26 protein-coding genes are annotated in these 25,335 nt (G+C 34.9%); 11 read left to right on the top strand and 15 right to left on the bottom strand.

What is annotated here, in order from left to right; all coding sequences use genetic code 11:
* The first annotated feature begins 87 nt into the window (after positions 1 to 87).
* The gene (locus tag GQR94_RS08330; RefSeq protein ID WP_158975057.1) at positions 88 to 594 is read left to right on the top strand and encodes an OmpH family outer membrane protein; all 507 of its coding nucleotides are present in this window, start codon (positions 88 to 90) and stop codon (positions 592 to 594) included.
* Between the two features lie 50 nt (positions 595 to 644).
* Here the strand turns inward: GQR94_RS08330 and GQR94_RS08335 are convergent, their stop codons facing one another.
* On the bottom strand, positions 645 to 1,040 hold the full coding sequence (locus tag GQR94_RS08335) for a DoxX family protein (protein WP_158975058.1): 396 nt from the start codon (positions 1,038 to 1,040) through the stop codon (positions 645 to 647).
* Positions 1,041 to 1,054: 14 nt separating this feature from the next.
* Positions 1,055 to 2,212 (bottom strand): DNA polymerase III subunit delta', encoded by a 1,158-nt coding sequence (locus GQR94_RS08340; protein WP_158975059.1) that lies wholly within the window; start codon positions 2,210 to 2,212, stop codon positions 1,055 to 1,057.
* Positions 2,213 to 2,430: 218 nt separating this feature from the next.
* On the opposite strand from GQR94_RS08340, the gene pgk reads away from it, so the two are divergent.
* The 3 genes from pgk to GQR94_RS08355 all read left to right on the top strand — a co-directional run bounded on the left by pgk (position 2,431) and on the right by GQR94_RS08355 (position 6,367).
* Complete coding sequence (pgk, locus tag GQR94_RS08345; protein WP_158975060.1) at positions 2,431 to 3,618, top strand: phosphoglycerate kinase; 1,188 nt, start codon at positions 2,431 to 2,433, stop codon at positions 3,616 to 3,618.
* 119 nt (positions 3,619 to 3,737) lie between these two features.
* Positions 3,738 to 5,372, top strand: coding sequence for a LysM peptidoglycan-binding domain-containing protein (locus GQR94_RS08350; RefSeq protein ID WP_158975061.1), 1,635 nt, complete (start codon positions 3,738 to 3,740; stop codon positions 5,370 to 5,372).
* 14 nt (positions 5,373 to 5,386) lie between these two features.
* A complete protein-coding gene (locus GQR94_RS08355; RefSeq protein WP_158975062.1) occupies positions 5,387 to 6,367 on the top strand; it encodes a DUF4837 family protein in 981 nt (326 codons plus the stop codon).
* A gap of 77 nt (positions 6,368 to 6,444) precedes the next feature.
* Here the strand turns inward: GQR94_RS08355 and GQR94_RS22935 are convergent, their stop codons facing one another.
* From GQR94_RS22935 to GQR94_RS08385, 7 genes are all read right to left on the bottom strand, one after another.
* Entirely contained in the window at positions 6,445 to 6,615 is a 171-nt protein-coding gene (locus GQR94_RS22935; protein WP_370458283.1) for a DUF6747 family protein, read from the bottom strand.
* 670 nt (positions 6,616 to 7,285) lie between these two features.
* A complete protein-coding gene (locus tag GQR94_RS08360) occupies positions 7,286 to 7,939 on the bottom strand; it encodes a 3-oxoacid CoA-transferase subunit B (protein WP_158975063.1) in 654 nt (217 codons plus the stop codon).
* Positions 7,940 to 7,967: 28 nt separating this feature from the next.
* Complete coding sequence (locus GQR94_RS08365) at positions 7,968 to 8,669, bottom strand: CoA transferase subunit A (protein ID WP_158975064.1); 702 nt, start codon at positions 8,667 to 8,669, stop codon at positions 7,968 to 7,970.
* 104 nt (positions 8,670 to 8,773) lie between these two features.
* Positions 8,774 to 11,122, bottom strand: coding sequence for a penicillin-binding protein 1A (locus GQR94_RS08370; protein ID WP_158975065.1), 2,349 nt, complete (start codon positions 11,120 to 11,122; stop codon positions 8,774 to 8,776).
* Between the two features lie 7 nt (positions 11,123 to 11,129).
* Positions 11,130 to 11,612, bottom strand: coding sequence for a gliding motility lipoprotein GldH (locus tag GQR94_RS08375; RefSeq protein ID WP_370458284.1), 483 nt, complete (start codon positions 11,610 to 11,612; stop codon positions 11,130 to 11,132).
* Positions 11,605 to 13,002: a regulatory iron-sulfur-containing complex subunit RicT gene (ricT, locus tag GQR94_RS08380; RefSeq protein WP_158975067.1), complete on the bottom strand. Its 1,398-nt coding sequence runs from the start codon at positions 13,000 to 13,002 to the stop codon at positions 11,605 to 11,607. The genes GQR94_RS08375 and ricT overlap by 8 nt, the downstream gene beginning before the upstream one ends.
* Positions 13,003 to 13,227: 225 nt before the next feature.
* Positions 13,228 to 14,259 (bottom strand): rhodanese-related sulfurtransferase, encoded by a 1,032-nt coding sequence (locus GQR94_RS08385; RefSeq protein WP_158975068.1) that lies wholly within the window; start codon positions 14,257 to 14,259, stop codon positions 13,228 to 13,230.
* Between the two features lie 357 nt (positions 14,260 to 14,616).
* On the opposite strand from GQR94_RS08385, the gene recA reads away from it, so the two are divergent.
* From recA to GQR94_RS08405, 4 genes are all read left to right on the top strand, one after another.
* Positions 14,617 to 15,624: a recombinase RecA gene (recA, locus tag GQR94_RS08390; protein ID WP_158975069.1), complete on the top strand. Its 1,008-nt coding sequence runs from the start codon at positions 14,617 to 14,619 to the stop codon at positions 15,622 to 15,624.
* Positions 15,625 to 15,712: 88 nt separating this feature from the next.
* Complete coding sequence (locus GQR94_RS08395) at positions 15,713 to 16,132, top strand: hypothetical protein (RefSeq protein ID WP_158975070.1); 420 nt, start codon at positions 15,713 to 15,715, stop codon at positions 16,130 to 16,132.
* Positions 16,133 to 16,168: 36 nt separating this feature from the next.
* On the top strand, positions 16,169 to 16,705 hold the full coding sequence (locus GQR94_RS08400; protein WP_158975071.1) for an RNA polymerase sigma factor: 537 nt from the start codon (positions 16,169 to 16,171) through the stop codon (positions 16,703 to 16,705).
* A gap of 47 nt (positions 16,706 to 16,752) precedes the next feature.
* Positions 16,753 to 18,270 carry an outer membrane beta-barrel protein gene (locus GQR94_RS08405; RefSeq protein ID WP_158975072.1) on the top strand — a complete coding sequence of 506 codons (1,518 nt, stop codon included), beginning with the start codon at positions 16,753 to 16,755 and terminating at the stop codon, positions 18,268 to 18,270.
* Between the two features lie 5 nt (positions 18,271 to 18,275).
* Here the strand turns inward: GQR94_RS08405 and GQR94_RS08410 are convergent, their stop codons facing one another.
* Both GQR94_RS08410 and GQR94_RS08415 read right to left on the bottom strand, forming a co-directional pair.
* Complete coding sequence (locus GQR94_RS08410; RefSeq protein WP_158975073.1) at positions 18,276 to 19,157, bottom strand: biopolymer transporter ExbD; 882 nt, start codon at positions 19,155 to 19,157, stop codon at positions 18,276 to 18,278.
* A 1-nt stretch (position 19,158) separates the two neighbouring features.
* Complete coding sequence (locus tag GQR94_RS08415; protein ID WP_158975074.1) at positions 19,159 to 19,905, bottom strand: 1-acyl-sn-glycerol-3-phosphate acyltransferase; 747 nt, start codon at positions 19,903 to 19,905, stop codon at positions 19,159 to 19,161.
* 71 nt (positions 19,906 to 19,976) lie between these two features.
* Here GQR94_RS08415 and trpS point away from each other — a divergent pair, with 71 nt between their 5' ends.
* On the top strand, positions 19,977 to 20,945 hold the full coding sequence (trpS, locus tag GQR94_RS08420; RefSeq protein ID WP_158975075.1) for a tryptophan--tRNA ligase: 969 nt from the start codon (positions 19,977 to 19,979) through the stop codon (positions 20,943 to 20,945).
* A 218-nt stretch (positions 20,946 to 21,163) separates the two neighbouring features.
* Here the strand turns inward: trpS and GQR94_RS08425 are convergent, their stop codons facing one another.
* The 4 genes from GQR94_RS08425 to dprA all read right to left on the bottom strand — a co-directional run bounded on the left by GQR94_RS08425 (position 21,164) and on the right by dprA (position 23,683).
* Entirely contained in the window at positions 21,164 to 21,568 is a 405-nt protein-coding gene (locus tag GQR94_RS08425; RefSeq protein ID WP_158975076.1) for an ACT domain-containing protein, read from the bottom strand.
* An 8-nt stretch (positions 21,569 to 21,576) separates the two neighbouring features.
* Positions 21,577 to 21,903 carry a multidrug efflux SMR transporter gene (locus GQR94_RS08430; RefSeq protein WP_158975077.1) on the bottom strand — a complete coding sequence of 109 codons (327 nt, stop codon included), beginning with the start codon at positions 21,901 to 21,903 and terminating at the stop codon, positions 21,577 to 21,579.
* A gap of 68 nt (positions 21,904 to 21,971) precedes the next feature.
* Complete coding sequence (locus tag GQR94_RS08435) at positions 21,972 to 22,535, bottom strand: Crp/Fnr family transcriptional regulator (protein WP_158975078.1); 564 nt, start codon at positions 22,533 to 22,535, stop codon at positions 21,972 to 21,974.
* 44 nt (positions 22,536 to 22,579) lie between these two features.
* A complete protein-coding gene (gene dprA / locus GQR94_RS08440; protein WP_158975079.1) occupies positions 22,580 to 23,683 on the bottom strand; it encodes a DNA-processing protein DprA in 1,104 nt (367 codons plus the stop codon).
* Between the two features lie 104 nt (positions 23,684 to 23,787).
* Here dprA and GQR94_RS08445 point away from each other — a divergent pair, with 104 nt between their 5' ends.
* Together GQR94_RS08445 and GQR94_RS08450 are read left to right on the top strand one after the other, a co-directional pair.
* Entirely contained in the window at positions 23,788 to 24,738 is a 951-nt protein-coding gene (locus tag GQR94_RS08445; protein ID WP_158975080.1) for an SPOR domain-containing protein, read from the top strand.
* 60 nt (positions 24,739 to 24,798) lie between these two features.
* On the top strand, positions 24,799 to 25,326 hold the full coding sequence (locus GQR94_RS08450; protein WP_158975081.1) for an acyl-CoA thioesterase: 528 nt from the start codon (positions 24,799 to 24,801) through the stop codon (positions 25,324 to 25,326).
* The last annotated feature ends 9 nt before the right edge of the window (positions 25,327 to 25,335 follow it).

Consider the following 25,335-nt stretch of genomic DNA (forward strand, 5'->3'; position numbering starts at 1 on the left):
GAATACCAGATATTAGCGCATTAGGGCTAACTTTTTGCAAATAATCCAAAACCTTTTCTATTTTTGCGACACACTTAAAAATAAAACATGAAAAAAATTGTAATGGCTTTAGCACTATTTAGTGTTTTTGCATGCCAAGAGAGTAAAATTGGTTTTGTTGATAATCAAAAGCTAATGGAAGAGTATCAAGAAAAGGTTGACGTTGAGGCTAAATTCAAAGTTAAAATAGATGCTTTAACGAAAAAGAGAGATAGTATTTCTCAAATGTTTCAGATGAAATTACAAGCTTTTCAGGCTAAAGCTCAGAAAATGCCACAAGCACAGGCACAAGAGGAATACGGTCAATTACAACAAGAAGGTCAGTTCATGGGGCAGCAATTACAAACTCAAGAACAAGAATTACAAGTACAAAGCCAAACAGAAATGGATAGTATTGTAAGCAAAGTAAAAAGAGAAGTTAAAGCATACGGTAAAGATAACGGGTATACGTTTATCTTAGGTGGTGGAGACGGTGGTAGTGTTCTTTACGGAGCAGAAGCACAAGAAGTTACTGCGCCAATCGTAAAAGCGTTAAACGATAAGTACAAGAACTAAAACGTAGTACGTACATCTAAAAAAAGCCTCAACATATGTTGAGGCTTTTTTTATTGCAGTAAAAACAACAAAAACATGGCAGGGATAAAGTAAATGGCAATGGTTTTTGCTCCTTCATAATCCTTAGCCATTCGCTGCCCAAACAATAGCATCAAAAGTGATATACAAGAAAACAGTGCGCCGTAAAAGGCTAATCCTGTTTTATTCTCTGCAAGTAATTGGTATATGCCACCTATGCATAACAATGCTGCTATCATCTCCGTAATTAAAACAATGACTAAGAGTAGGGGAACGCTATTTTTTAATGGCGATTTTGAAAAATGTTCTTTTAACCAGCCTAAGTTTCCTTTCCAATCTAAGATTTTATCAACCCCACTTTGTAAAAACGTAATGATTAAAAAAAGCAGTAAAATTAGTTCTGTGGCATTGTTTGTAAGTGGATTCATAAGTGCAATTCGTATTAAGATAATTCTGCTTTTTTATGCAGTAAACGGGTTAGTTTTATAGATAGATCGGTAAAAATTATTTTAGCATTTCCATTACGTTCAATATGGTAAATGGCGCGTTCTAGTTCTTCGGTAATTTCTATGATATTATTTTCATGAATAAAAGGGGCAAACTTGTTAATATCAAAACCATCTACATGTATTCTCGTGTAAGCAAGCTCTTTTGCGTTAAAATTAATAAGCATCGCTTGGCGCATTATGGCAATACAATAGAGAATAAAGTTTTTCTGAGTTTCTCTTCCTGTTTTTGCAAGTTCTGTACTCCAAGAAATTAGATCGTGAATGGCAGCTTTATTTCCTTTTGCTTTAAAAGCGCTACGTACCCATTGAACAAACCATTTCTCAAAAACTAAATCCTCAGAATCATTATTCATAAGATCTAAGGCTTTGTTGTAATTGCCATTAGCTTCGTTTGCTAAACGCAATGCCTGATCTTTAGCAACACCAAGATCTATAAGGCCATTAGCAATTGCATCTTCTGATAGTGGTGGAAAATGTAAAACTTGACAACGAGAACGTATGGTTTGAATAATCTGCTCTTCATCTTCTGCAATTAGAATAAACACCGTTTTATTTGGTGGCTCTTCTATTAGTTTTAAAAGCTTATTTGAGGCAGAAATATTTAGCTTATCTGCCATCCAGATAATGCAAATTTTATAGCCACCTTCGTAAGATTTCAAGGAGAGCTTTTTTACAATTTCTTGCGCTTCATCAACACCAATCTGTCCTTGTTTTTTTTCAATACCAATTAATCGGTACCAATCAAACAAATTGCCATAGGGTTGCTCTTTTACAAATACTCTAAAATCTTGAATATAATTATCACTAACCGCATGACTTTTTACCTTATCAGAATTTGCTACGGGAAAAGCAAAATGTAAATCTGGATGGGTAAGCGTATTGCATTTTATATGACAGGCTTGCTTTGTTTGCTCATTTACATTCTCAGATGTTTCACAAAGAATGTGTTGTGCATATGCAATTGCCATGGGTAAAGTTCCGCAACCTTCTGCTCCAATAAATAGCTGAGCATGCGAAATTCTCCCTGCTTGAGCGCTAGATACCAAATGGTTTTTTATGTGGGATAAACCTAAAATAGAATCAAATAACATGCGCCAAATATAAGGTATTTTGTCACAATTAATTTCAAATTATATTCTTCGTGTAAGTCATAAAAACGGAATTACATCGTTCTAGTAAAATTTGTAAATTTCATAATGGAATCCAGAATTCTTAGGTAATTTGTTAAATCAACAATAAATAGGGCCTTAGTATAACACATAGAGCACATAAATTTTTACATTTGCTACTATTCAAATAACGAATCAACATGAAAACTTTAGACGATATTAATTTCAAAGGAAAAAAAGCATTAATCAGAGTCGACTTTAATGTGCCTTTAGATGGCGATTTAAAAGTAACGGATGCAAGTAGAATTGAGGCTGCAAAACCATCGATTATCAAAATATTAGAAGATGGTGGAAGCGCAATTCTTATGAGTCATTTAGGAAGGCCAAACGGGCAGGTAAATCCTGATTTGTCGCTTAAACATATTTGTGATGAAGTCTCTAATGTAATAGGCGTTAGTGTAAAATTTGTTGATGATTGTGTTGGCGAAAAAGCCGAAGCTGCTGCAGCTAACTTAAAAAGCGGAGAGGTTTTATTATTGGAAAACCTTCGTTTTCACCCAGAAGAAGAAAAAGGAGACAAAGCTTTTGCAGAACAATTGTCTAAATTAGGAGATGTTTATGTGAACGATGCCTTCGGTACTGCACATAGAGCGCATGCTTCTACAACTGTGGTAGCACAATTTTTTCCTGAGAATAGATGTTTTGGTTATTTGATGGCAAAAGAAATTGCAGCCATTGATAAGGTTATGGCTACAGGTGAAAAGCCCGTAACTGCTATTTTAGGAGGGTCAAAAGTTTCTTCTAAAATTACAATTATTGAAAATATTTTAGATAAAGTAGATCATTTGATCATCGGTGGAGGAATGACGTATACGTTCATTAAGGCACAGGGTGGCAAAATAGGAGATTCTATTTGCGAAGATGATAAACAAGAATTAGCATTAGAAATTTTAAAGAAAGCTAAAGAAAAAGGTGTAGAAGTTCATATTCCTGTAGATGTTTTGGCTGCTGATGACTTTAGTAATGATGCAAATACTAAAATTGTTTCTGTAAATGAAATTCCTGATGGATGGCAAGGTTTAGATGCTGGCCCAAAAACATTGGAAAACTTTAAAGAAGTAATTTTAAAATCGAAAACTATTCTTTGGAATGGTCCTATTGGTGTATTTGAAATGACAAGCTTTGCAAAAGGGACTATTGCGATAGGTAATTATATTGCTGAAGCAACTGAAAATGGGGCTTTCTCTCTAGTAGGTGGTGGAGATTCTGTTGCTGCAGTGAAACAATTTGGCTTTGAAAATAAAGTTAGTTATGTGTCTACTGGTGGTGGTGCAATGTTAGAAAGCTTAGAAGGTAAAACGTTACCTGGTATTGCTGCAATACTATAATATTTAACATCTTATCGGTAAACAGACCTTTGTTAGAAAGGTTAAATTAGGAGTAAAAAATTTTATTTTTGTAAAAAAATGACGATTTTCGTCCATTGCTTTCTAACAAAGGTCTTTTTATGATGTATAAACACAGTAAAATACTAACCCTTTTTTCTGTAGTTGTGTGTAGTACAGGTATGTATGCACAGACTACACCAAAGGAGAATACTATCAGAATTATTGAAGCTAAAGATATTCCTTTAGATACTACAGTAAAAGTTCTGAAAAACACAAAGAACAATATCGTTCAAGTAGCGCCAAATGGTACTATTGAACATCCTAATTTTATTGTAAAAAAGGATGATAAATATAATCTAGAAGATCATCCACAATCGGCTAAATATGACAGCCTTTGGCTTAAAGAATTATCGGATAGTGCTTCACTTTTTGATGAAATGTACGAAGAGGTTTCAACTTTAGAGGTTGATGAGAACTTTTTAGCCTCCGTAGATACGGAAACACTTAAGCTCCGTTTAGAAAAATTAAACCAGAAAACCCCTTTTAATGTTGAATACAATCCTTCTTTGGAAAGTGTTATTCAGTCTTTCTTAAAAAGAAAAAGAGGTTTAATGGAACGTATGCTTACGCTTAGTCAGTTTTATTTTCCAATGTTTGAGCAAGAATTAGCGAGCTATAATATCCCATTAGAATTAAAATATTTGGCGATTGTAGAGTCGGCCTTAAACCCTAGAGCTAGATCTAGAGTTGGTGCAACAGGATTGTGGCAATTTATGTACCCTACAGGGAAAATGTATGATCTTGATGTAAGTAGTTATGTTGATGATCGTAGTGATCCTATAAAAGCGACCAAAGCAGCTTGTGCGTACCTATTAAAATTACATGATATTTATGACGACTGGGATCTTGCATTAGCAGCGTATAATTCAGGACCAGGAAATGTAAATAAAGCCATAAGAAGATCTGGCGGTCATACAAACTATTGGAACATTAGGAATAACTTGCCACGCGAAACGGCTGGGTATGTTCCGGCTTTTTTGGCAACCATGTATTTATTTGAATATGCTGATGAACATGGATTAAAACCTAAAAATGCGGAGCGTCCTTATTTCCAAACGGATACCATTCATGTAAAACGATTGATTACATTTCAGCAAATTTCTGAATTGGTAAATGTCTCTATCGAAGAATTAGAGGTTTTAAACCCTTCTTATAAATTAAATATCATTCCGTTTATAGATACAGAAGACTATACACTTCGCTTGCCTATAGATGCAATTGGTAGGTTTGTAGCTAATGAAGAAGCTATTTATGCACATGTAGAAGAAGAGTTAAAAATTCAGGAGAAGGCATTGCCACAATTGGTTGAAACAAAAAACCAGATTCGGTATAAAGTGCGCAGTGGAGATTTCTTAGGGAAAATTGCTGAGCGTTATGGGGTGCGCGTAAGTGATATTAAAAGGTGGAACAATTTAAGAAGTAATAATTTAAAAATTGGACAGCGTTTAACTATTCATTCTAAAAAGCCTGTTAGTGTAGCCAGTAAGAGTACTAAATCTAACGCTAATACCAGTACAAAACGAGCAATTGCGGCTAGTACCAAAATACATAATGTAAAATCAGGCGACTCCCTCTGGACAATATCTAAAAAGTATCCTGGCATTTCTGTGGATAATTTAAAAAAATGGAATGGAATTAGTGGAAACAACTTAAAGTTAGGCACGAAACTTGTGCTATGTGATTGTCAACCCTAACGAATTACATTTCTATGAAAAATATAGTAAGCTTTTTTGCCATTGCACTCCTACTAGTCTCCTGTAAGGATGATAAGAGTGTCAAATATTTACCGGAATCTATTGGTGCTATAAATTCATTAGCTGTGGTTATGGATAATGACTTATGGCAAGGTGAGGTAGGGGATAAAGTTCGGGAGCATTTTGCAGCACCAGTTGTAGGTCTAACTTTAGAAGAACCATTGTTTACTATTAATTATATGCCACCGTCTGTCTTTACTGGAAGTATTCAGCATTCTAGATCTGTATTGTATGTTACCAGAGACAGTACCAACAAGGCATTAATTAAATCAGATGTTTATGCCAAACCACAAAAAGTTGGTGTAATTTCAGGTAAGAATGTTCAAGATATTAAAAAAGAGATCGATGGTAAAGCAGATGAAATTATTAAAGCCTTTAGAGGTTTGGAAATTTCTGAAGCTCAAAAACGCTTTAAACGCTCTTTAAATAAGGACACCATTCTAGCAAAAAACTTTAAGGTGAGCTTAAATATTCCATCTGCTTATAAAGTAGGGAGACAAGAAGATAATTTTGTGTGGTATGATCGTCAAGTGCCTAAAGGGACTATGAATGTGATTATGTATACAATGCCAGAAGATTATTTTAAAAACGATTCTACCTTGGTAACAGATATTCTTAGAATGCGCGATTCTATCGGGAGTGTATATATTCCTGGAGAAGATATTGCGGGCAAGAAAAATCATATGGTCTCAGAAAAAATATTTGCACCGCATGTGTATCCAGCTGAGATTGGCGGGAAAAAAGCAGTAGAGGTTAGAGGCCTTTGGGAAATGAGTGATTATCCAATGGGTGGTCCGTACTTGTTGTACATCATTAACGATAAAGAAAATAAAAGAAAGTTAATCGTAGAAGGATTTACTTTTGCTCCAGCATCTCAAAAAAGAGATAATATGTTTGAGTTAGAGGCTATTATGAAAACTATAAAATTTAAGTAAGCATAAAGAATTTTTATTTTTGAGTATTAAAAAACCCCTATTGCTTTCGCAGTAGGGGTTAATTTTTGTCGAAATTTTTATTGAAACGCAAAACCGGTAGACACTCTAAAAATAAGTGCAAAAATTGATATACCGATTAAGGCAAAACAACACCAAGCATACACTTGCATGTAGTTTTTTATTAGAAAGTTCCCCAAATTCCTAAAAGCTTCAAAATAAATTTCTTTAACGAGTAAAATATTCCTCATAATCCCCAAATTATAAATTAACAATACGACAAGGTTGTATTATTCAGCGCTTTAATAAACTATAATGGTTGAAATGGGTATTAATCAGGTGTACCGAAGTAACACATTGTATACTATCTTTCAAGTACCCATTTATTCGTTAAACGGCGAGAGATTAGAATTTGAATGGTTTTTATCGCGTTTTTTTAGTGGCGCCAATAATCTGTATAGCGTTCTTTTTTATCACATTTATTTACGGTTCTCTAAAGGCATTTTTTAATACCAACTAGTGAATTGTTCCTCTCAAGAGGAAAAGGAGCTTAAAAGGCTTAAAAATTGTATTTTGGAATATATGGGAGTATCTTGTATCTTAAGTTTAAGGCAAAAAAAAAGAGCAACTCACTAGTTGCTCTTTTTTTAATTTTAATTAGGGGTTTATACCATAAAAAGTTTTTTAACCAATACGATAATTCCGCTAATAAAATTGTTTCTGTAAACCTGAATTTCTTCTTGAGAAGAGGAGTGACTTATTTGTGCTTCCATAGTATGAATAGGGTTGTTAATTATATAAACTTGGGGTTTATAATTGTTGTTCCGTAAATCTAATAAAAAACATTAGAATTTGAAATATTATTGTTGTGAAATTATAAATAAATGTTGGCTATCGTTGTTTTTTCAATGGGAGCTTAATTTAAATGATCATTTCAGGAACATCGCCTTCAATGATTAAAGAGCCTTCCGTAGCCCTTATAATTTCTTCTACATGAACTCCTGGAGCGCGTTCTAAAAGTTTAAATCCATTTTCAGTAACTTCTAAGACGGCAAGGTTGGTTACAATTTTTTTAACACATCCTACTCCTGTTAAGGGGAGACTACATCTTTTTAAAAGCTTAGATTCTCCTGCTCTATTGGTGTGCATCATGGCAACAATAATATTTTCTGCAGAGGCCACAAGATCCATGGCACCGCCCATTCCTTTCACCATCTTGCCCGGAATCTTCCAATTTGCAATATCTCCCTCTTCAGAGACCTCCATAGCGCCTAAAATGGTTAAGTCTACATGTTGCCCCCGAATCATACCAAAACTCGTAGCAGAGTCAAAAAATGATGCTCCTGGCAGGGTTGTAATAGTTTGTTTGCCTGCATTGATGATGTCTGCATCCTCTTCTCCTTCAAAAGGAAAAGGTCCCATACCTAAAACACCATTCTCACTTTGGAACTCTACACTTATATCTTCTCGAACATAATTAGCAACTAAGGTAGGAATGCCAATCCCTAAGTTTACATAATATCCGTCTTTTACTTCTTTTGCGATACGTTTCGCTATACCTGTTTTATCTAACATTTCTTTAATTTGAAAATTTGAAAATGAATTAATTCTTTTTCCTTACCGTACGTTGTTCAATTCTTTTTTCATAGTCTTTTCCTTGAAAAATACGCTGAACAAAGATCCCTGGCACATGTATTTCATTTGGGTTTAATTCCCCGGCAGGAACAAGCTCTTCAACTTCTGCCACTGTAATTTTTGCAGCACCGCACATTACAGGGTTAAAATTACGGGCAGTACCTTTAAAAATCAAATTTCCTGCTTCATCTCCTTTCCACGCTTTTACAAAAGAAAAGTCGGCCTTATAAGCTTCTTCTAAAACATACATTTTTCCATTAAATTCTCGTGTTTCTTTTCCTTCAGCAACTTCAGTACCATAACCCGCTGGAGTATAAAAAGCAGGGAAACCAGATTGTGCAGCTCTACATTTCTCTGCTAAAGTTCCCTGTGGCGTTAATTCTACATCTAGTTCGCCACTTAACATTTGCCGTTCAAATTCATCGTTCTCACCTACGTAAGACGAGATCATTTTTTTTACTTGATGCTTTTGTAATAGTAAGCCTAAACCAAAATCATCTACGCCAGCATTATTAGAAATGCAAGTAATATCTTTTACTTCTAAAGACACCAATTCTGCAATAGCATTCTCCGGTATTCCGCATAATCCAAAGCCGCCTAGCATAAAAGTCATTTTATCTTCTACACCTTTTAAGGCTTCATGAACATTAGAAACAGTTTTCTTTATCATTTTAATATAAATTGAGTTGCCTCTAAATTACTATTTTTTAAATAAAAAATGCCCTTAGCTTTTTAGGAAAAAGCTAAGGGCATTTTGAGGTGTTGTATTTGGGATTAAAAATCTAAATCATCCAAATCATCTTCTTCAGGATTTGTATCATCCTTTTTATCTTCTTGAAACTTAGAACAGTCTAATTCTATAGACATACCAGCGGGTTTTTTAAAATTACCATCTGAAATATCTAATTCTTTATTGGCATAATTTTTAACCATATACAGTCCCCAAATAGGAAGTGCCATAGTAGCGCCTTGCCCATAGGCCGTTCTATTAAAGTGAGTAGCGCGTTCCTCGCCACCAACCCAAACGCCAGTGACTAAGTTGGGTACCATTCCCATAAACCATCCATCACTGTTTTTTTGTGTGGTTCCTGTTTTACCGGCTATAGGATTGGTTAGGTTATATGGATAGCCTGTAACTACTTCTTTGTAAACAGCATTATTTTTTGCGTAGCTGTGTCTTAATCTTCCTCCAGAACCAGATTGTACAACCCCCTGCATCAAATCTACCATAGCATAGGCAACATCTTTACTCATGACGTCTCTAGTTTCTGGTACATACTCATAAAGAACGGTTCCGTTTTTATCTTCAATTCTGGTAACAAGAACTGGTTTTACATAGACACCTTCATTGGCAAAGGTCCCGAAAGCACCTACCATTTCATAGACATTAACCTCTGCGGTACCTAAAGCAATGGAAGGTACTTCAGGTATATCTCTGGTAATTCCCATGTTCTTTGCCATAGCCGCTACAGGTTTTGGTCCTACTTTGTCCATCAATTGCGCAGTAACAGTATTTACAGATCCTGCCAAAGCCGTTTTAAGACTCATATTTTTTAAAGTATACTTACCATCAGAGTTCTTAGGGCACCATGCTTCTTGGTTGCCATGCTTACCAGCCTCAATACAATATTCATCATCGTATAAAGTTTCGCAAGGCGATAGACGTAATTGATCAATGGCGGCAGCATATACAAAAGGCTTAAATGTAGACCCTGCTTGGCGTGCTCCTTGAATTACATTATCATATTGAAAATGCTTATAATTTAAATCACCAACCCATGCTTTTACATGTCCTGTTTGTGGTTCCATAGACATCATTGCAGTTCGTAAAAACGATTTGTAATAGCGGATAGAGTCTAAAGGAGTCATAATAGTATCCTTTTCATTACCCACACTATTCCAATCAAAAACTACCATGGGTGTAGGTTCTTTAAAAGATGCTCTTATTTCTTTTTCAGATTTCCCATTACTTTTCATTTTTCTCCAACGGTCAGAACCTTTCATACCGCGTTCCATAATACTGTTAATCTGACTTGTGTTTATGTCTAGAAAGGGTGCTGTCTTATTGCGTTCAGGGGTGTTTTGATTAAAAAATTCTGCCTGTAACCTTTTCATATGCTCTTCAACAGCATCTTCTGCATTCTGTTGCATTCTTGAATCAATAGTGGTATATACCTTTAATCCGTCTAAATAAATATTCCATTTATCTCTTTCTCCTTCTAGTGCTGGCTTAGGGTTTTTAGAGATCCAATCATTTAAAAAACTCTGTAAATGCATTCTAAAATAAGTCGCCAAACCATCACGATGTGATTCCGGAGAATAGCGCAAGCCTAATGATAATTTTTGTAATGAGTCTTTTGTTTTTTCACTGATGAACTCATATTTAGCCATTTGAGCTAATACAACATCACGTCTGTTTTTAGTTCCTACAGGATTACGTTTAGGTCTAGGGTTGTATAAAGAGGAATTTTTAAACATTCCTACCAGCATGGCAGATTCTGCTACATTCAAATCTTTAGGTTCTTTACTAAAGTATATTTTTGATGCAGAACGAATCCCATCAGCATTGTTACCAAAATCATAGATATTAAAGTACATCGCTATAATTTCTTCCTTAGTGTATTGCCGCTCTAAACGCGTAGCAATAACCCATTCTTTAATTTTTTGCGTGTAACGTTTCCACCCACGAGATGCCGTACCCGTAAATAACTGTTTTGCTAACTGTTGAGAAATGGTACTTGCACCACCTTTGGAACCTAAATAAGCAAAGGCACGGATGGTTCCACGCGCATCAACTCCAGAATGTTCAAAATAACGTGCATCTTCTGTAGCGACTAACGCATCTACAAGGTTTTTAGGCAAATCTTCAAAAGGTATGGGCGTACGGTTATCGTCTAAATAATATTTACCTAATGTTTCTCCATCAGAAGAAATAATTTCTGTCGCCAGGTTTGTTTGTGGATTTTCTAAACGTTCAAAAGTGGGGAGTTCTCCAAACCAGTTCCATGAAGCCGCTAGAAATATTAAAACTATAGCTAGGAGTCCTGTGATGAATAGAATCCAAAACCATTTTATGAATTTAAAAAAATTGTTCTTTTGTTTTTTTTTGGGAGCCGCTGCCATTCCTTAATTAATTGTGTTTTTCAATTTGATACCCGACATCTGTAATGCCTTCTAAATCCATGATTCCTTCTACACGACCATTTTTTCTCATGGCGTGCGCAATTTTTAAATTATATACGCCCTTTGTGGGTAAAACGACGTTTTCTTTATACCAAAGCTTACTTTCTTTGATGCTTCCAGAGCCTTTGCCTAACCACTGGCCGTCTGGCATAGTCATGTCATATTCCAAGGTGTCTTTAACAGAAGCACCGTCAGGATAGTGTAACTCTGCAATGATGTAAATATTGCTGTATGCATACTTTTCATCGTTCCGCAGGTTAATAAAAATATCATAATGTTGTGTTGTGTCCAATTCAGCAATCTGAAATTCTTTAACATCATCTTTGTCCCAACTACCCTGTGGAGTTGTTTTGTACTCAGATTTTACGATACTAGAATCACACGAAACAAAAAGTACAATTGATAAAAAACAAAACAAATACTTAGCCATTGTCATTGTCAGTAGGTCTTTTTTTATTGTTAGTTCTTCGCTTATTGTTGTTTCTTTTTTGAGCGGTACCCTCTGGATTCTGATTTTTTTGCGTGTTAGGTTTACCCTCTGCTTTACCTTCTGCATTTGCAGATTTTTGGGGCCTTGGTTTTCTCCTATTTGGTTTTGCTTTTTGGTTGGGGTTATTCGCTGGTTTATTTTGTTTAGCATCCGGAGTCGCAGAATTACCTGCATTTTGCTGCGGTTTTTTATTTGGACTCCTTTTCTTATTCCGGTTATTTTTAGACTGTTTAGGCTTATCAAAACGTGTTAAACTATCTTGACCAACAACGTTTTCAAAAACTTTTTCCTGCTCTTTTTCTTCAGATGGCTCTATAGCGTACTCCTCAAGACTAGAAACCTTTTCGTTGCGTTTATTTTTCTCAAGCATTTCATTTACATGCTCTTTTGATAATGCATGCCAATTTGCCCAATCATCTTTATAACAGAACCACAGTGTAGCTTTAAAAATATCTACTTTCTGACATAAGGCTAATCCTTTTTCTGTCATGATTTTGGTGTCTGAAGCTGGAAAATCTTTCAGTGCATCTAAATAAATATCTAATTCGTAGTTCAGGCAACATTTAAGTTTACCACATTGCCCTGCTAATTTTTGCGGGTTTAATGATAATTGTTGGTAACGTGCTGCAGAAGTACTTACAGATCTAAAATCCGTAAGCCAAGTAGAACAACAAAGTTCACGACCGCAAGAACCTATACCCCCTAAACGTTGTGCTTCTTGGCGGTACCCTATTTGGCGCATTTCTATTCGTATTCCGAAAGATTTTGCCATATCTTTTATCAGCTGGCGAAAATCTACTCGCTCTTCTGCCGTATAATAGAACGTAGCTTTAGAACCGTCTCCCTGAAACTCTACGTCAGAAAGTTTCATTTGAAGGTTTAAGGCAATCGCTAATTCTCTAGATTTTTTCTGAATTTCGGCCTCACGATCTCTACATTTTTGCCAAATATCTATGTCTTTTTGAGACGCTTTTCGGTAAACTTTTGGAAGCTCTTTGTTGGTATGGTCTTCATTTTTCTTTCTCATTTGAACTTTTACAAGTTCTCCTGTCAAAGTAACCATACCAATGTCATGGCCAGATTGCGCTTGAGTAGCTACAATATCACCAATTGAAAGGGATAAATTTTCTGAATTTCTAAAAAATTCTTTTCTGCTATTTTTAAATCGGACCTCTATGCAATCAAATGGTTTTTCTCCATTTGGAAGTGACATATTTGAGAGCCAATCAAAAACTGTAAGTTTATTACAACCATCAGTTCCGCAAGTTCCGTTATTCTTACAGCCTTTTGGTTGTCCGTCTTTACCAGTTGAACAACTGCTACAACCCATATTTTTTATATTGGTTTCTTGATGACTAGTAGTCTACAAGAAAAAGGATTCATACTAAAATTTAATAACCGTAAAGATAGTGATTTTTCGATGTGACGAAAATTTTAAAAAAGGAGACTAAGAATATAATTTAAGTAGTGCTCAAATTTGAAAGAAAAAACCTCAGCATATTGATGATGAGGTTTTTAAAATAGGGTACTTCTAGTACTAAAGTAATCTTTACTCTTATTTTTTATATTTTAAAACTTCAGATCGTCCTTTTTTAAATATTTTATTACTTACCGTTTTACCTTTACGCAGCGCTTTTTGCTCTTCAAAAGGTAATTCATGGATGTCTTTGCACTCAGTAGAACAACATTGATTCATGGTAGTTGCGCATTCTTCACATTGAATGAACAATAAATGACAAGCTTCGTTTGCACAATTCACATGATTATCACAAGGTTTACCACATTGGTGGCAGTTTGCAATGATATCATCTGTAATACGTTCGCCTCGTCTATGATCAAAAACAAAGTTCTTGCCTTTAAATTTATTCTCTAAATTTTTGTTTTGTACTTGTCTTGTGTATTCAATAATTCCGCCTTCTAATTGGTACACTTGTTTAAAGCCTTTATGCTTGTAGTAAGCGCTCGCTTTTTCACAGCGGATCCCTCCAGTGCAATACATCACTAGTTTTTTATCTTCTTTATGATCTTTTAAGTCATTCTCAATAATATCTAAAGAGTCTCTAAAAGTATCCACATCGGGAGTAATGGCATTTTTAAAATGGCCAATTTCACTTTCGTAGTGGTTTCGCATATCTACCAAAACTGTATCTGGATCTTCAATAAGCTCATTAAACTTTTCAGCATCAACATGAATCCCTTTTTTGGTCACGTCAAACAAATTATCATCAAGACCATCGGCAACAATTTTATCACGTACCTTAACTTTTAATTTTAGGAACGATTTATTGTCTTGCTCAATAGCAACGTTTAGTCTCACATTTTCTAAAAAGCTAATGCTGTCTAAATGATTTTTAAAAGCTTCAAAATTTTCTGCCGGAACGGATAATTGTGCGTTTATGCCTTCAAAAGCAACATAAATTCTGCCTAAAACATCCAATTCATTCCAAGCGATGAACAGGTGGTTTCTAAAGAGTTCTGGATTTTTAATATGCGCATATTGATAGAAAGAGATTGTAAGTCGTTCTTTACCAGCTTCTTCGATAAGAGCTTCTCTTTCTTTTGCGCTCAACGTATTGTACAGTTGCATGCTATACTAATTTTATGAGTTAAAGATTTATTTTAAAGATGGCAAATTTAACTGTTTTGTTAAGGGTGACCAAAAAATAGGGCCAACTTGTTGCAAATGATTCCCTTCCAAAAAAAGAAATAGCTCTTCTTAAAACCCCTGAAGTTTTTTCAAAGACTATATTTAAATCACTTGAAGTAAATTTTTTTTATAGAAATTTATTGGAAATGTAGTGATCATCACGTTCCATGAGAATAAAGTAATAGGGCATGCTAATGGGTTGGCTAATGCTACAAACCTTCATTTCTAAAAAGGTTGCTTCTCAAATTGTTATATGCGAAAAGAATTGGTAATTTAGCTTTCTATAATACAAAAAAAATGAGTTCGGAAAAAGAAGCAAAATTAAAGGCATTAAAACTTACACTAGATAAACTTGACAAGACATACGGTAAAGGTGCTGTTATGAAAATGGGGGATAGTGTTGCTCAAGACGTTGAAGTAATTCCATCTGGATCTTTAGGATTAGATGTGGCTTTAGGCGTTGGAGGATATCCTAGAGGAAGAGTTGTTGAGATATATGGACCAGAATCATCAGGTAAAACAACCTTAACATTACACGCTATTGCTGAAGCTCAAAAAAATGGAGGTATTGCTGCATTTATTGATGCAGAGCATGCTTTTGATCGTTTTTATGCAGCAAAATTAGGGGTAGATATAGATAATTTAATTATTTCACAACCAGATAACGGGGAGCAAGGTTTAGAAATTGCCGATAATTTAATTCGTTCTGGTGCTATTGATATTGTCGTTATCGATTCAGTTGCAGCATTAACACCAAAAAGTGAGATTGAAGGCGAAATGGGAGATTCTAAAATGGGTCTTCATGCACGTTTAATGTCTCAAGCCTTACGTAAACTTACCGGTTCAATTAGTAAAACAAAATGTACGGTAATTTTTATCAACCAGTTGCGTGAAAAAATTGGGGTAATGTTCGGGAACCCTGAAACAACGACAGGTGGTAACGCATTAAAATTTTATGCATCTGTACGTTTAGACATTAGAAGATCTACACAAATAAAAGATACGGATGGTAATGTTCAAGGGAACAAAACCAGAGTAAAAGTGGTGAAGAATAAAGTAGCACCACCATTCCGTCAAACAGAGTTTGATATTATGTACGGTGAAGGTATTTCTAAGGTCGGTGAGGTTATTGATTTAGGAGTAGAGTATGAAATTATAAAGAAGAGTGGTTCATGGTTTAGTTATGGTGATACCAAACTAGGACAAGGGCGCGATGCAGTTAAAAACCTACTGCTAGATAATCCTGAATTGCAAGAGGAACTCGATGCAAAAATTAGAGAAGCCATAAAAACTGTAAAAAGTTAAATTAAAAATCCCGATGTAAAAATCGGGATTTTCTTTTTTTAAACGCAACCATTGGCTATCTGGATCATCTTAATAAAAAAATTAAGTTATGCGGAACCTATTGTCCCTCTCCATGATGTTGTTATTACTGCTAAGTCTCGCTGGGTGTAACTTAGAAGATACTGAAAATTTTCGTTTTGTAGCGTTTCCGATAGAAAGTGTTGAGCTACCAGAATCTTTTGATTTGAATGAAACCTATGAGATAAAAGTTAAATACCTGAGAGGATCAGACTGTGCTTTTTTTGAAGGTTTTGATATTGTCAAAGAAGATACGACTATAAGAAATGTAGCGGCCATAGGGTCTATGTTAATTGATTCTGACGATTGTAATGAAGTTTTGGAGGAAGTAGAAACTTCGTTTAATTTTATTGTTTTATATTCAGATACGTACCTTTTTAAATTTTACACAGGAGAAAATGAAAATGGGGAAGCAGAGTATTTAGAAATAGAAGTGCCAGTGAACGAATAGCAATAAAATTATCAACCTTTAACACACCACTCAATTTTGAGTCTAGAAGAACTCATAAACAACTGCAAAAAAGGCAATAGAAAAGCCCAAGAGCAATTATACCGAGATTATTCTCGGGTATTGTTTGGGGTTTGTCTTAAGTATTCTCGCAATAAAACGGAGGCAGAGGATAATTTGCATGATAGCTTTATGACTATTTTTAAAAAAATAGACCAATTTAAATTTAAGGGGTCTTTTGAAGGGTGGATAAAGCGAGTTACCGTCAATACAATTTTACAGAAATATAGGAAAGAGACTAACCTTAGTCTTGTGCATGACAACATTGAAGAAGAAATAGTCGTAGAATCTAACTATTCAGAGATAAGCTTATCTAGCTTACTGCAATACATACAAGAATTGCCTAATAAATATAGACTAACTTTTAATCTATATGTATTAGATGGATATTCTCACGCAGAAATAAGTGAATTACTTGGTACTTCATTGGGTACCTCAAAATCTAATTTAGCGCGAGCTAGAATGATTTTAAAGGATAAAATAGAAGCAGATATTAAACGAGAAGTTTTTTTATGATACTCTTGTTTTAGTGTGATGCTAATTAGGAAGATAATAAGTATAAAATGAGTAAAAAGAATTTAGATGAATTGTTTCGTGAACAGTTCAGAGATTTTGATGAAGTGCCAGACGAAAAAGTCTGGACGGCTATTGAACAATCTTTAGACAAAAAGAAATCACGAAAAATAATTCCGATATGGTGGTGGCAATTAGGCGGCGTAGCTGCTGCATTGGTCATTTTGTTGTTTCTTATAAATCCGTTTTCTAAGGATATAGAAGCACACCCTTCTGTTACAGATGTGGAGCATCCTGTTCAAGAACATTCTAAGGAGGTTATAGAAAAATCTAAGCACGAAAATACAGTAGAATCTTCTCATGCAAATACGGAAGAAGTTTTTGATGCCAATGCGCAAGAACAAAATAATTTTAACACAGCACCTTCTTATGTTGTTGATGAAATTAATAGCTCAAACAGTGCCGCTACCAATGAGAATAGTGCAACAAGTACAAAAACAGCATCTTTAAATTCTTCTAAAACAAAGCTTGCAGAAGCTAAGAAACAAGGAAAAAGCACAAAGCCTACTACCATACAGTCTTCAGAATTAGTTTCAAATACTAAGAAGGGTTCAGAGCCCGGGAGTAAAAACTTAGAGGGATCGGCTAATAATCCTATTCATCAGAATAAAAAACCACTTAAAGATAATGATGGTTCTGGGAGCGCATTAAAAAATAACGGAAACACAACGGAACTTGCGGTTAACGTAGAAGAAGATCAGTTAGATAAAAAGGAAGGCAAGAAGAAATCAATTTTTGATGAAATAGAAGATAAAGAAGAACTTATTGCAGAAGATAATACAAATAAATGGTCTGTGAGCCCTAGTATTGCTCCAGTGTATTTTAATGGAATGGGCGAAGGTTCTCCTATACATTCTGCATTTGTTTCTAATACAAAAACAGGAAATGTAAACTTAAGTTACGGAATAGCCGTAGCTTATGAAGTTTCTAGAAAATTGAAAGTACGTACAGGAATCCATAAAGTAGATTATGGGTATAACACCAATCAAATAGAATTTAGTTCGTCTGTAAATGGAGCAGCAACCGTGCAAATTGCAAATATTGATTATAAACCAACATCTAAAAATATTGTAGTTCAGAGTGAGTTAAGTCTCGATACAAAGGGAGCAGCTATTGCAAATGATGTGACGGCGAAGTCGGCTAACTTAAATGGCGACTTATCACAGCAGTTTGGGTATTTAGAGGTGCCGTTAGAGCTTAATTATGCTTTGTTGGACAAACGTTTCGGAATTGATGTTATTGGCGGGGTAAGCTCGTTATTTTTATTGAATAATGATGTCTTCTTAAATTCTGGAGATCAAACGACAGAAGTAGGAGAGGCAAATAATGTTAACGCGATAAACTTCAGTACCAATTTTGGGTTCGGGTTTAATTATAAACTTACTCAGAAACTTCTATTCAATGTAGAACCCGTTTTTAAATATCAATTAAATACTTTTTCAAATTCTGCAGGTAATTTTCAGCCGTTTTCACTTGGAGTATATAGTGGGGTGAGCTTTAGATTTTAGAAACGTTATTTAATTTCTATTGCAATAACATGTAGTGGATACATTGTATCTACTTTATCTTTTTCATCAATGCTTAATGCTTCATAGTTGAGACTATAAGTTTCTAAAGCGTATTCATGTTTTATCGCCTCTATATTGCTTAGAATAACTTGTTGTAATTTCATGTAATCTCCATAAGTTGTGTTCTTATTGTAATTAAGGAGAATGGTAGAATTTGAGGTGTTTTTTACTACATAAGTTCTCAATAACTCGCTTAGTTGACTTATTGAAACCAGGTGCTTAGAAATAAAAATTTCATTGTCGCTATTTATGGCTATTTTAAATGCCTTCTCCGCATCATAAATAGGAGGTAATAGCTTATCTGATCCATTAGTATTAGTGGTGGCAGCTGTTGCCATAAAAAGATATAGGTTTAATTTAATATACTCTAATTCTAAATCTTTATCTGAAAAGACCTGCAGCATTATCTGGGCAATATCAGATGAGCTTTGTATGTTTTTTTTTGTGATTAAGTCGCTAACTTTTAATTCAAAAGGTAGTGAATTTTCTTTTAGAATAGTATTACGGCAGTTCTTGTTTAGTCTGTCAAAAGAGTTTCCGACTTTTTCCCATTCATCAGAAAAATTCGAAAAAAAATGGTTAGAGAGAAAAGTGTCATTCGCCATTTGTTTAATAATCCTCCTATAGCTAGACCCACTAGAGTCTGCGAGTACTTTTTCTTCCAGTAGCTGATTTTCAAAATTTGAAATTAATTGTTTCAATGCAATACCGCCATCAGAATAATTAGTGTAAATACATTCTATTAAGACAATTTCTGGCTTGTTATTTTGTGCTTGGAGTTTTATCCCTAAAAGTATTAGGAAGCAAAGGAAAAACTTGTTGTTCATTTTATTTGTTAGCAGAAATTGTTAATTCACTTAAAATAATAGCCCTAACTTCTTCCCGAAGACTTGCTTTGTGGGCTTCGTCTAGATTTTCGGTATTGAAAAAGTGATGCACCTTTACCCTACTAACTCCCGGTCTGCCTTTGGTTATCGTAAAAGGCAAACGCGCTTTGTTGTTATAAAAAGTCATGGGCACTACAGGAATTTTATGTGCTATCGCCATTTTAAAAGCACCGTCTTTAAAACTATCCAGAACAATGTGCTCGTCTGGTACACCGCCTTCTGGAAATATACAAATGCTTAGCCCTTGGTTCAATCTTTTTTGAGCTCTTCGGTATACTGCTGTTCTACTTTTGGTGTCTCCGCGATCTACCAAAATGCAAACACGTTTGTAGAAAAATCCGAATAATGGAATCTTAACGAGTTCTTTTTTTCCAACAAATACGAACGGGTTAGGACTGGCCTTAAGCATCATCATAATGTCTAACATACTCGTGTGGTTGGCAACAAGCATATAGCTTTTTCCTTTTACAAGTTTTTCTTCCCTTTTTATTATTGGAATACAACACATTCCATAAAGAATGAAATTAGCCCAAATGTTTCGCGCTACCCAGAAAAACTGTGGATACCATTTTTCTGAAGCTGATAATACAACCAATAGGGGTAAAAACATAAGGATAGGTATTGCGACTAAAATGTAGAACCAAATTTGGTATAGTACACTTCCTATTTTTTGCAAAAATGAAATCATAAATTCAAAAGTAACAATTTTAGAAGGTTATACTATTTGTTTTATCTTTGCATGATAATTTTTTATAGGAAATGGCTCGGATTTTAACAGGAATACAAAGTACAGGAACTCCACATTTAGGAAATATTTTAGGTGCAATTATGCCAGCAATAGAGATGGCAAATGATCCTAAGAATGAATCTTTTCTATTTATCGCGGATATGCATTCTCTTACTCAGATTAAAAATGGGGAGGAATTAAGGTATAACACTTATGCTGTTGCAGCAACTTGGCTTGCTTTTGGTTTGGATATTTCTAAAACAGTATTTTACAAACAAAGTGCAATTCCGCAAACAGCAGAACTTTCTTGGTATTTAAGTTGTTTCTTTCCGTATCAACGCTTGACTTTAGCACATTCGTTTAAAGATAAATCAGATCGCTTAGAGGATGTAAATGCAGGTTTGTTTTCTTATCCTATGCTTATGGCGGCAGATATCTTGTTGTATGATGCTAATATTGTTCCTGTAGGAAAAGATCAATTACAGCATATAGAAATGACACGGGATGTTGCTTCTCGTTTTCATGCTCAAATGGGAGAAACCTTTGTTTTGCCAGAAGGCAAGATTCAGGAAGAAACCATGTATGTTCCGGGGACAGATGGCGTTAAAATGAGTAAGAGTAAAGGAAATTTAATCAACCTTTTTCAGACTGATAAAAAATTGCGCAAGCAAATTATGGGAATCCAAACGGATAGTACGCCCATGGAGGATCCAAAAAATCCTGATACAGATAATGTGTTTGCCTTGTATAAAATCTTGGCTAATGAAGATCAAATTGCAGAAATGCGTGCCAATTATCTAAATGGAAATTATGGGTATGGCCACGCAAAGCAAGCTTTATACGAACTGATTGTAGAAAAATTTGGCGAGGCTCGCGAGAAGTTTGAATATTATATGAGTCATACAGAAGAAATTGATAGAGCATTGGAAATTGGTGCAGAAAAAGCGCGTAAAATTGCGAATGAAGTACTCGGACGCGTACGAAATAAAGTAGGATATTAATATCATCTACCGCTTACGCTAAAAACACAAAAACCGACTAGTTAGTCGGTTTTTTGATTTCTAATAATTATTGCGTTTTAGAATAGTGCAGTTTTCAGTATGTATTTTACCGATGAACAGCATTATTTACTGCTCCTGACTAGGCTTGTATTCACAGAACAGACTGCTTGGTCTGTAAAATATAGACCACCGAATGTGATTTTTATACCTACGGTAGACTAATCAGTATAATTCTGTGCCAAATTGGTTAGTGCTTCCATTGCGCTTTCAGCATCTTTCACGGCTACAAAAATATGATCATGATAATAGGCGGCAATCACATTACAACTAATATTGTGTTTTGCTAATTCATTTGCAAACAGCGCAGTTAATCCTACCGCTTCTAATGAGGAATGAATAGTTAATGTAATCCATGCTGCTTCATATTCATAGCTGAGGTTTAATGTATCTGCTTTATTTTTATCTATAATGATTGTTGTTCCTTCAGCTTCTTTGAACTCACATAAAATAGATGCTCTAGGAATTGCAGTTGCATCTTTTACACTTGAAAACACATAAGTACCTTCATTTAATTTGGGAGTCATTCCTTTTACGAGTGCTGAAATATTTTTAATGCCTGACATATATAGTTTTATTTTGCTACAGCCTTTAGGCCAATAATTGATATAATAAGGGTTGAAATAAAGAAAATCCTCCAAAAATTGGCAGGTTCCTTAAATACCAGTATCCCTAGAAGTACAGTTCCTACGGCTCCTATTCCAGTCCATACAGCATAAGCAGTTCCTATAGGTAAACTACGTATGCTGTAGATAAGTAATAGAAAGCTGGTTGTAGAACAAATTAAAAAGCCCACGTACCACCAATACATTTCTGCTCCTGTAGTATCTTTTGTTTTTCCTAAACAGAAGGCAAAGGCTATTTCGAATAGGCCTGCTATGACTAGTAAAATCCAATTCATCGTATTTATTTTTTTGCAAAATTCTATAGAATGATTGGGTTAATACTTAACATATGATAAAAAACGATTTATTTTAATGAAGCTCTAATTCTACTTAAACTAACTTGGGTGATACCCAAATAGGAGGCGATATGATTTAGAGGGACTCTTTTAATGAGATCTGGTTCAGTAATGATTAATTCTTGGTAGCGTTCTGTAGCTGATCTTAATTGTCTTGATATGAGTCTTTCTTCTGTTTTTATAAGTTCTTGTTCTGCCAATATTCTTCCCCAATTTGCGATAGCAATATCTTTTTGAAATAATAATTTAAGGATTTTGCTTTCTGCGCTGTATACGGTGCTTGGTTCTAAAAGTTCTATATTTTCATATCCCCTTTTATTTTCTACGTAGCTTTTCATAGAAAGTATAGGATTTCCTTCTTTTCCGAACCAAAAGGTAATAGCGCCCGCTTCAAACTCTGAATAGCCACGGACTATTCCTTTTTTCATAAAATAAAGTTTAGGCTCTATTTTTTGCGCTCTTATTAAAATATGAGATTTAGGGTGTGATTCTTCCTCGAAAATAGCCATTAATTGCTTTTTAGAGGGCTCTGGCAATGGGTATATTTGGTCTATTATTTCTTCTAAGCTCATTTTTATATGCGTGCTTTTTATTTCTGGTGCTGATTATTCTTTGGTTATAGTGCTTCAAACAGCTTACCGGGTAGCGGTCTAATCACACCTTTCATTTCCATGTTTAATAGGGTAGAAGAGGCTTTGAAAATAGGGAGGTTACAGGTTAAGGCAATAAGGTCTAATACCTGCTTCCCTTCTTTTAATAAGTAACTGTGTATCGCTTGTTCTGTTTCATCCAAGTCAACAAATAATTGTTTCTGAACAGTTTTCGCTCTTTTATCTTTTAGCTCCCAGCCTAGATTATAGATTAAATCTGCTGCTGAGGTAAGCATTTGTGCTTTTTGTTGTTTAATTAGTGTATTGCAACCCGTACTGTATTTGTCGCCAGCACGCCCTGGAACGGCAAACACATCGCGGTTGTAACTGTGTGCAATATCGGCGGTAACCAGACTTCCTCCTTTTTCTGCAGACTCAATGACTATAGTTGCTTCACTCATACCGGCCACTATACGATTTCTTTTCAAAAAATTTTCTCGCTCAGGATTGCTTGTAGACCAAAACTCGGTATAGAAACCACCATTTTTTTCTACCTCTGGAATATACTTGGCGTGTACTTTTGGATATATTTGATTTAGACCGTGGGCTAAACAACCAATCGTCTGTAAGCCATGTTTAATAGCGGCTCTTTGAACACAGATATCTACACCATACGCAAAGCCACTTACAATAATAGGGTTTAAAGGTGCTAAATCTTCTATAAGCTTTTCGCAAAATGATGTACCGTAGCTTGTAATATTTCTAGTACCAACAATGCCAATGATTTTTCTATCCTCTAAATTTATGTTGCCTTTTTCAAAAAGTAGAATGGGGCTATCAATACAATGTTTTAGATAATTAGGATAGTTTTGCTCTTGAAAGTAAATTGGATTGATATTTTCTCTTTTTATAAAAGAAAATTCGGCTTCAGCATTTTCTTGGTGCGTTTTATCGTTTAAGTGTCTGATAGTGTGCGTGCCAATTCCATCAATTTTTAATAAGTTTTGATTTTTTTCTTCAAAAACAGCACTCGGATTGCCACAATGTGAAATCAATTTTTTTGCGGTTACGTCACCAATATTAGGAATTCGCTGTAATTTTAATAATGAAATTAGCTCACTATCAGTCATTTGTAAAGTATATTTATAGGTTTACAAGGTACATCAATTAAAATGTTAATAAAAAGTAATGTTAGGGGTTTTCTACCGCCTTAATTTTTACAATCTTTGCCGTGATGAGATTAGAACACCATATTGAGGAATTACTTTACAGGTACAATTGCGTAATAGTACCTGAGTTTGGAGCTTTTTTAAGTCAGACTAGATCTGCTTTTATTGAAGAAGATACCCATACATTTTACCCGCCTTCTAAGTTTATTTCGTTTAACGAACTACTTACATCTAATGATGGTTTATTAGTTTCTTACGTTGCAGACATAGAAAAAGCATCTTACGAAAGTATGCTAACAGAGTTAGCTACTATTGGGAAAAATTGGAAAACTCAGTTACAGAGAGGCGAACGTCTTTTTTTAGGGAATATTGGTAAGCTTTGGTTAAACAAAGAAGGTAAAATTCAATTTGAACCTTTTGAAAAAGTGAACTTCTTAACTACCTCATTTGGCTTATCATCTTGTGTTTCTGGAAAAATTACAAGAGAAGTTTTAAAGCAAGAGGTAGAAAAACTTGAAGAAGATATTCCGTTTATCATCACTCCGGAACAAAGAGCTAAACATTCTTTTAGACCTTATTTAAAATATGCTGCAGTTTTGTTTTTTGCGGTTTCATTAGGTGTTTCTGGTTTGCGTTTTTATAAAGAAAATCAAAATATAGATCAGCTAGCGCAACAAGACGCACAGAAGCAAGTTTCTAAAAGAATAGAAGAGGCTACTTTTTTTGATGCCTCACCGTTAGAATTGCCTGTGGTAAATTTACATGCATCACTTAAAAGCCCAATGAATACTGTAAAATATCATATTGTGGCAGGTGCATTTAAGGTAAGAGAAAATGCAGACAAAAAAATAGCACAGCTAAAGGCTAAAGGATATAACGCTGATTATATTGGTGTGAATAAATTTGGTTTTCATGTGGTAGCTTTTGATAGTTTTTCTGAGCCTAACGATGCAATCAACTATTTAAGAAAGATAAAGAAGACTGAATCTAGTGATGCTTGGCTCTTTCAAGAATAACTTTCTTTCTATTTCTATTGATGATTTAAAGAACGTATCTTCACCCAAAAAAATTAAGATATGACGCCTAAGACTCCTCGTGAATCTAGAACAATTTTAACCGATTTAGTTTTGCCTAGCGAAACTAACCCTTTAAATAATCTATTTGGTGGCGAGTTATTGGCTAGAATGGATCGTGCAGCAAGTATTGCCGCAAGACGTCATAGTCGAAGAATAACGGTAACCGCATCTGTAAATAACGTTGCTTTTAATCAATCCGTGCCATTAGGTAGTGTTCTAACTGTAGAAGCTGCGGTTTCTAGGGCGTTTAGAACATCCATGGAGGTGTATATAGATGTATGGATGGAAGATCGTTTTACTGGGACTAGATCTAAAGCTAATGATGCTATTTATACATTTGTTGCTGTAGATGATACTGGAAAGCCAACAGAGGTGCCGCAATTACTTCCTGAAACTGACTTAGAAAAGGAGCGTTTTGCAGCTGCATTGCGAAGAAAACAGCTAAGTTTAGTGTTGGCGGGTAAAATGAAACCGCATGATGCTACGGAGCTTAAAGCATTATTTTTAGCAGACGAGCCTACTAAATAAAATAAAAAC

It is taken from the genome of Cellulophaga sp. L1A9 (assembly GCF_009797025.1).
Taxonomy (GTDB): domain Bacteria; phylum Bacteroidota; class Bacteroidia; order Flavobacteriales; family Flavobacteriaceae; genus Cellulophaga.

Bases quoted from the DNA above. Each gene is read 5' to 3' on its own strand.
- GQR94_RS08330 (WP_158975057.1), top strand. From the start codon at position 88: ATGAAAAAAATTGTAATGGCTTTAGCACTATTTAGTGTTTTTGCATGC.
- GQR94_RS08335 (WP_158975058.1), bottom strand. From the start codon at position 1,040: ATGAATCCACTTACAAACAATGCCACAGAACTAATTTTACTGCTTTTT.
- GQR94_RS08340 (WP_158975059.1), bottom strand. From the start codon at position 2,212: ATGTTATTTGATTCTATTTTAGGTTTATCCCACATAAAAAACCATTTG.
- pgk (WP_158975060.1), top strand. From the start codon at position 2,431: ATGAAAACTTTAGACGATATTAATTTCAAAGGAAAAAAAGCATTAATC.
- GQR94_RS08350 (WP_158975061.1), top strand. From the start codon at position 3,738: ATGATGTATAAACACAGTAAAATACTAACCCTTTTTTCTGTAGTTGTG.
- GQR94_RS08355 (WP_158975062.1), top strand. From the start codon at position 5,387: ATGAAAAATATAGTAAGCTTTTTTGCCATTGCACTCCTACTAGTCTCC.
- GQR94_RS22935 (WP_370458283.1), bottom strand. From the start codon at position 6,615: ATGAGGAATATTTTACTCGTTAAAGAAATTTATTTTGAAGCTTTTAGG.
- GQR94_RS08360 (WP_158975063.1), bottom strand. From the start codon at position 7,939: ATGTTAGATAAAACAGGTATAGCGAAACGTATCGCAAAAGAAGTAAAA.
- GQR94_RS08365 (WP_158975064.1), bottom strand. From the start codon at position 8,669: ATGATAAAGAAAACTGTTTCTAATGTTCATGAAGCCTTAAAAGGTGTA.
- GQR94_RS08370 (WP_158975065.1), bottom strand. From the start codon at position 11,122: ATGGCAGCGGCTCCCAAAAAAAAACAAAAGAACAATTTTTTTAAATTC.
- GQR94_RS08375 (WP_370458284.1), bottom strand. From the start codon at position 11,612: ATGGCTAAGTATTTGTTTTGTTTTTTATCAATTGTACTTTTTGTTTCG.
- ricT (WP_158975067.1), bottom strand. From the start codon at position 13,002: ATGGGTTGTAGCAGTTGTTCAACTGGTAAAGACGGACAACCAAAAGGC.
- GQR94_RS08385 (WP_158975068.1), bottom strand. From the start codon at position 14,259: ATGCAACTGTACAATACGTTGAGCGCAAAAGAAAGAGAAGCTCTTATC.
- recA (WP_158975069.1), top strand. From the start codon at position 14,617: ATGAGTTCGGAAAAAGAAGCAAAATTAAAGGCATTAAAACTTACACTA.
- GQR94_RS08395 (WP_158975070.1), top strand. From the start codon at position 15,713: ATGCGGAACCTATTGTCCCTCTCCATGATGTTGTTATTACTGCTAAGT.
- GQR94_RS08405 (WP_158975072.1), top strand. From the start codon at position 16,753: ATGAGTAAAAAGAATTTAGATGAATTGTTTCGTGAACAGTTCAGAGAT.
- GQR94_RS08410 (WP_158975073.1), bottom strand. From the start codon at position 19,157: ATGAACAACAAGTTTTTCCTTTGCTTCCTAATACTTTTAGGGATAAAA.
- GQR94_RS08415 (WP_158975074.1), bottom strand. From the start codon at position 19,905: ATGATTTCATTTTTGCAAAAAATAGGAAGTGTACTATACCAAATTTGG.
- trpS (WP_158975075.1), top strand. From the start codon at position 19,977: ATGGCTCGGATTTTAACAGGAATACAAAGTACAGGAACTCCACATTTA.
- GQR94_RS08425 (WP_158975076.1), bottom strand. From the start codon at position 21,568: ATGTCAGGCATTAAAAATATTTCAGCACTCGTAAAAGGAATGACTCCC.
- GQR94_RS08430 (WP_158975077.1), bottom strand. From the start codon at position 21,903: ATGAATTGGATTTTACTAGTCATAGCAGGCCTATTCGAAATAGCCTTT.
- GQR94_RS08435 (WP_158975078.1), bottom strand. From the start codon at position 22,535: ATGAGCTTAGAAGAAATAATAGACCAAATATACCCATTGCCAGAGCCC.
- dprA (WP_158975079.1), bottom strand. From the start codon at position 23,683: ATGACTGATAGTGAGCTAATTTCATTATTAAAATTACAGCGAATTCCT.
- GQR94_RS08445 (WP_158975080.1), top strand. From the start codon at position 23,788: ATGAGATTAGAACACCATATTGAGGAATTACTTTACAGGTACAATTGC.
- GQR94_RS08450 (WP_158975081.1), top strand. From the start codon at position 24,799: ATGACGCCTAAGACTCCTCGTGAATCTAGAACAATTTTAACCGATTTA.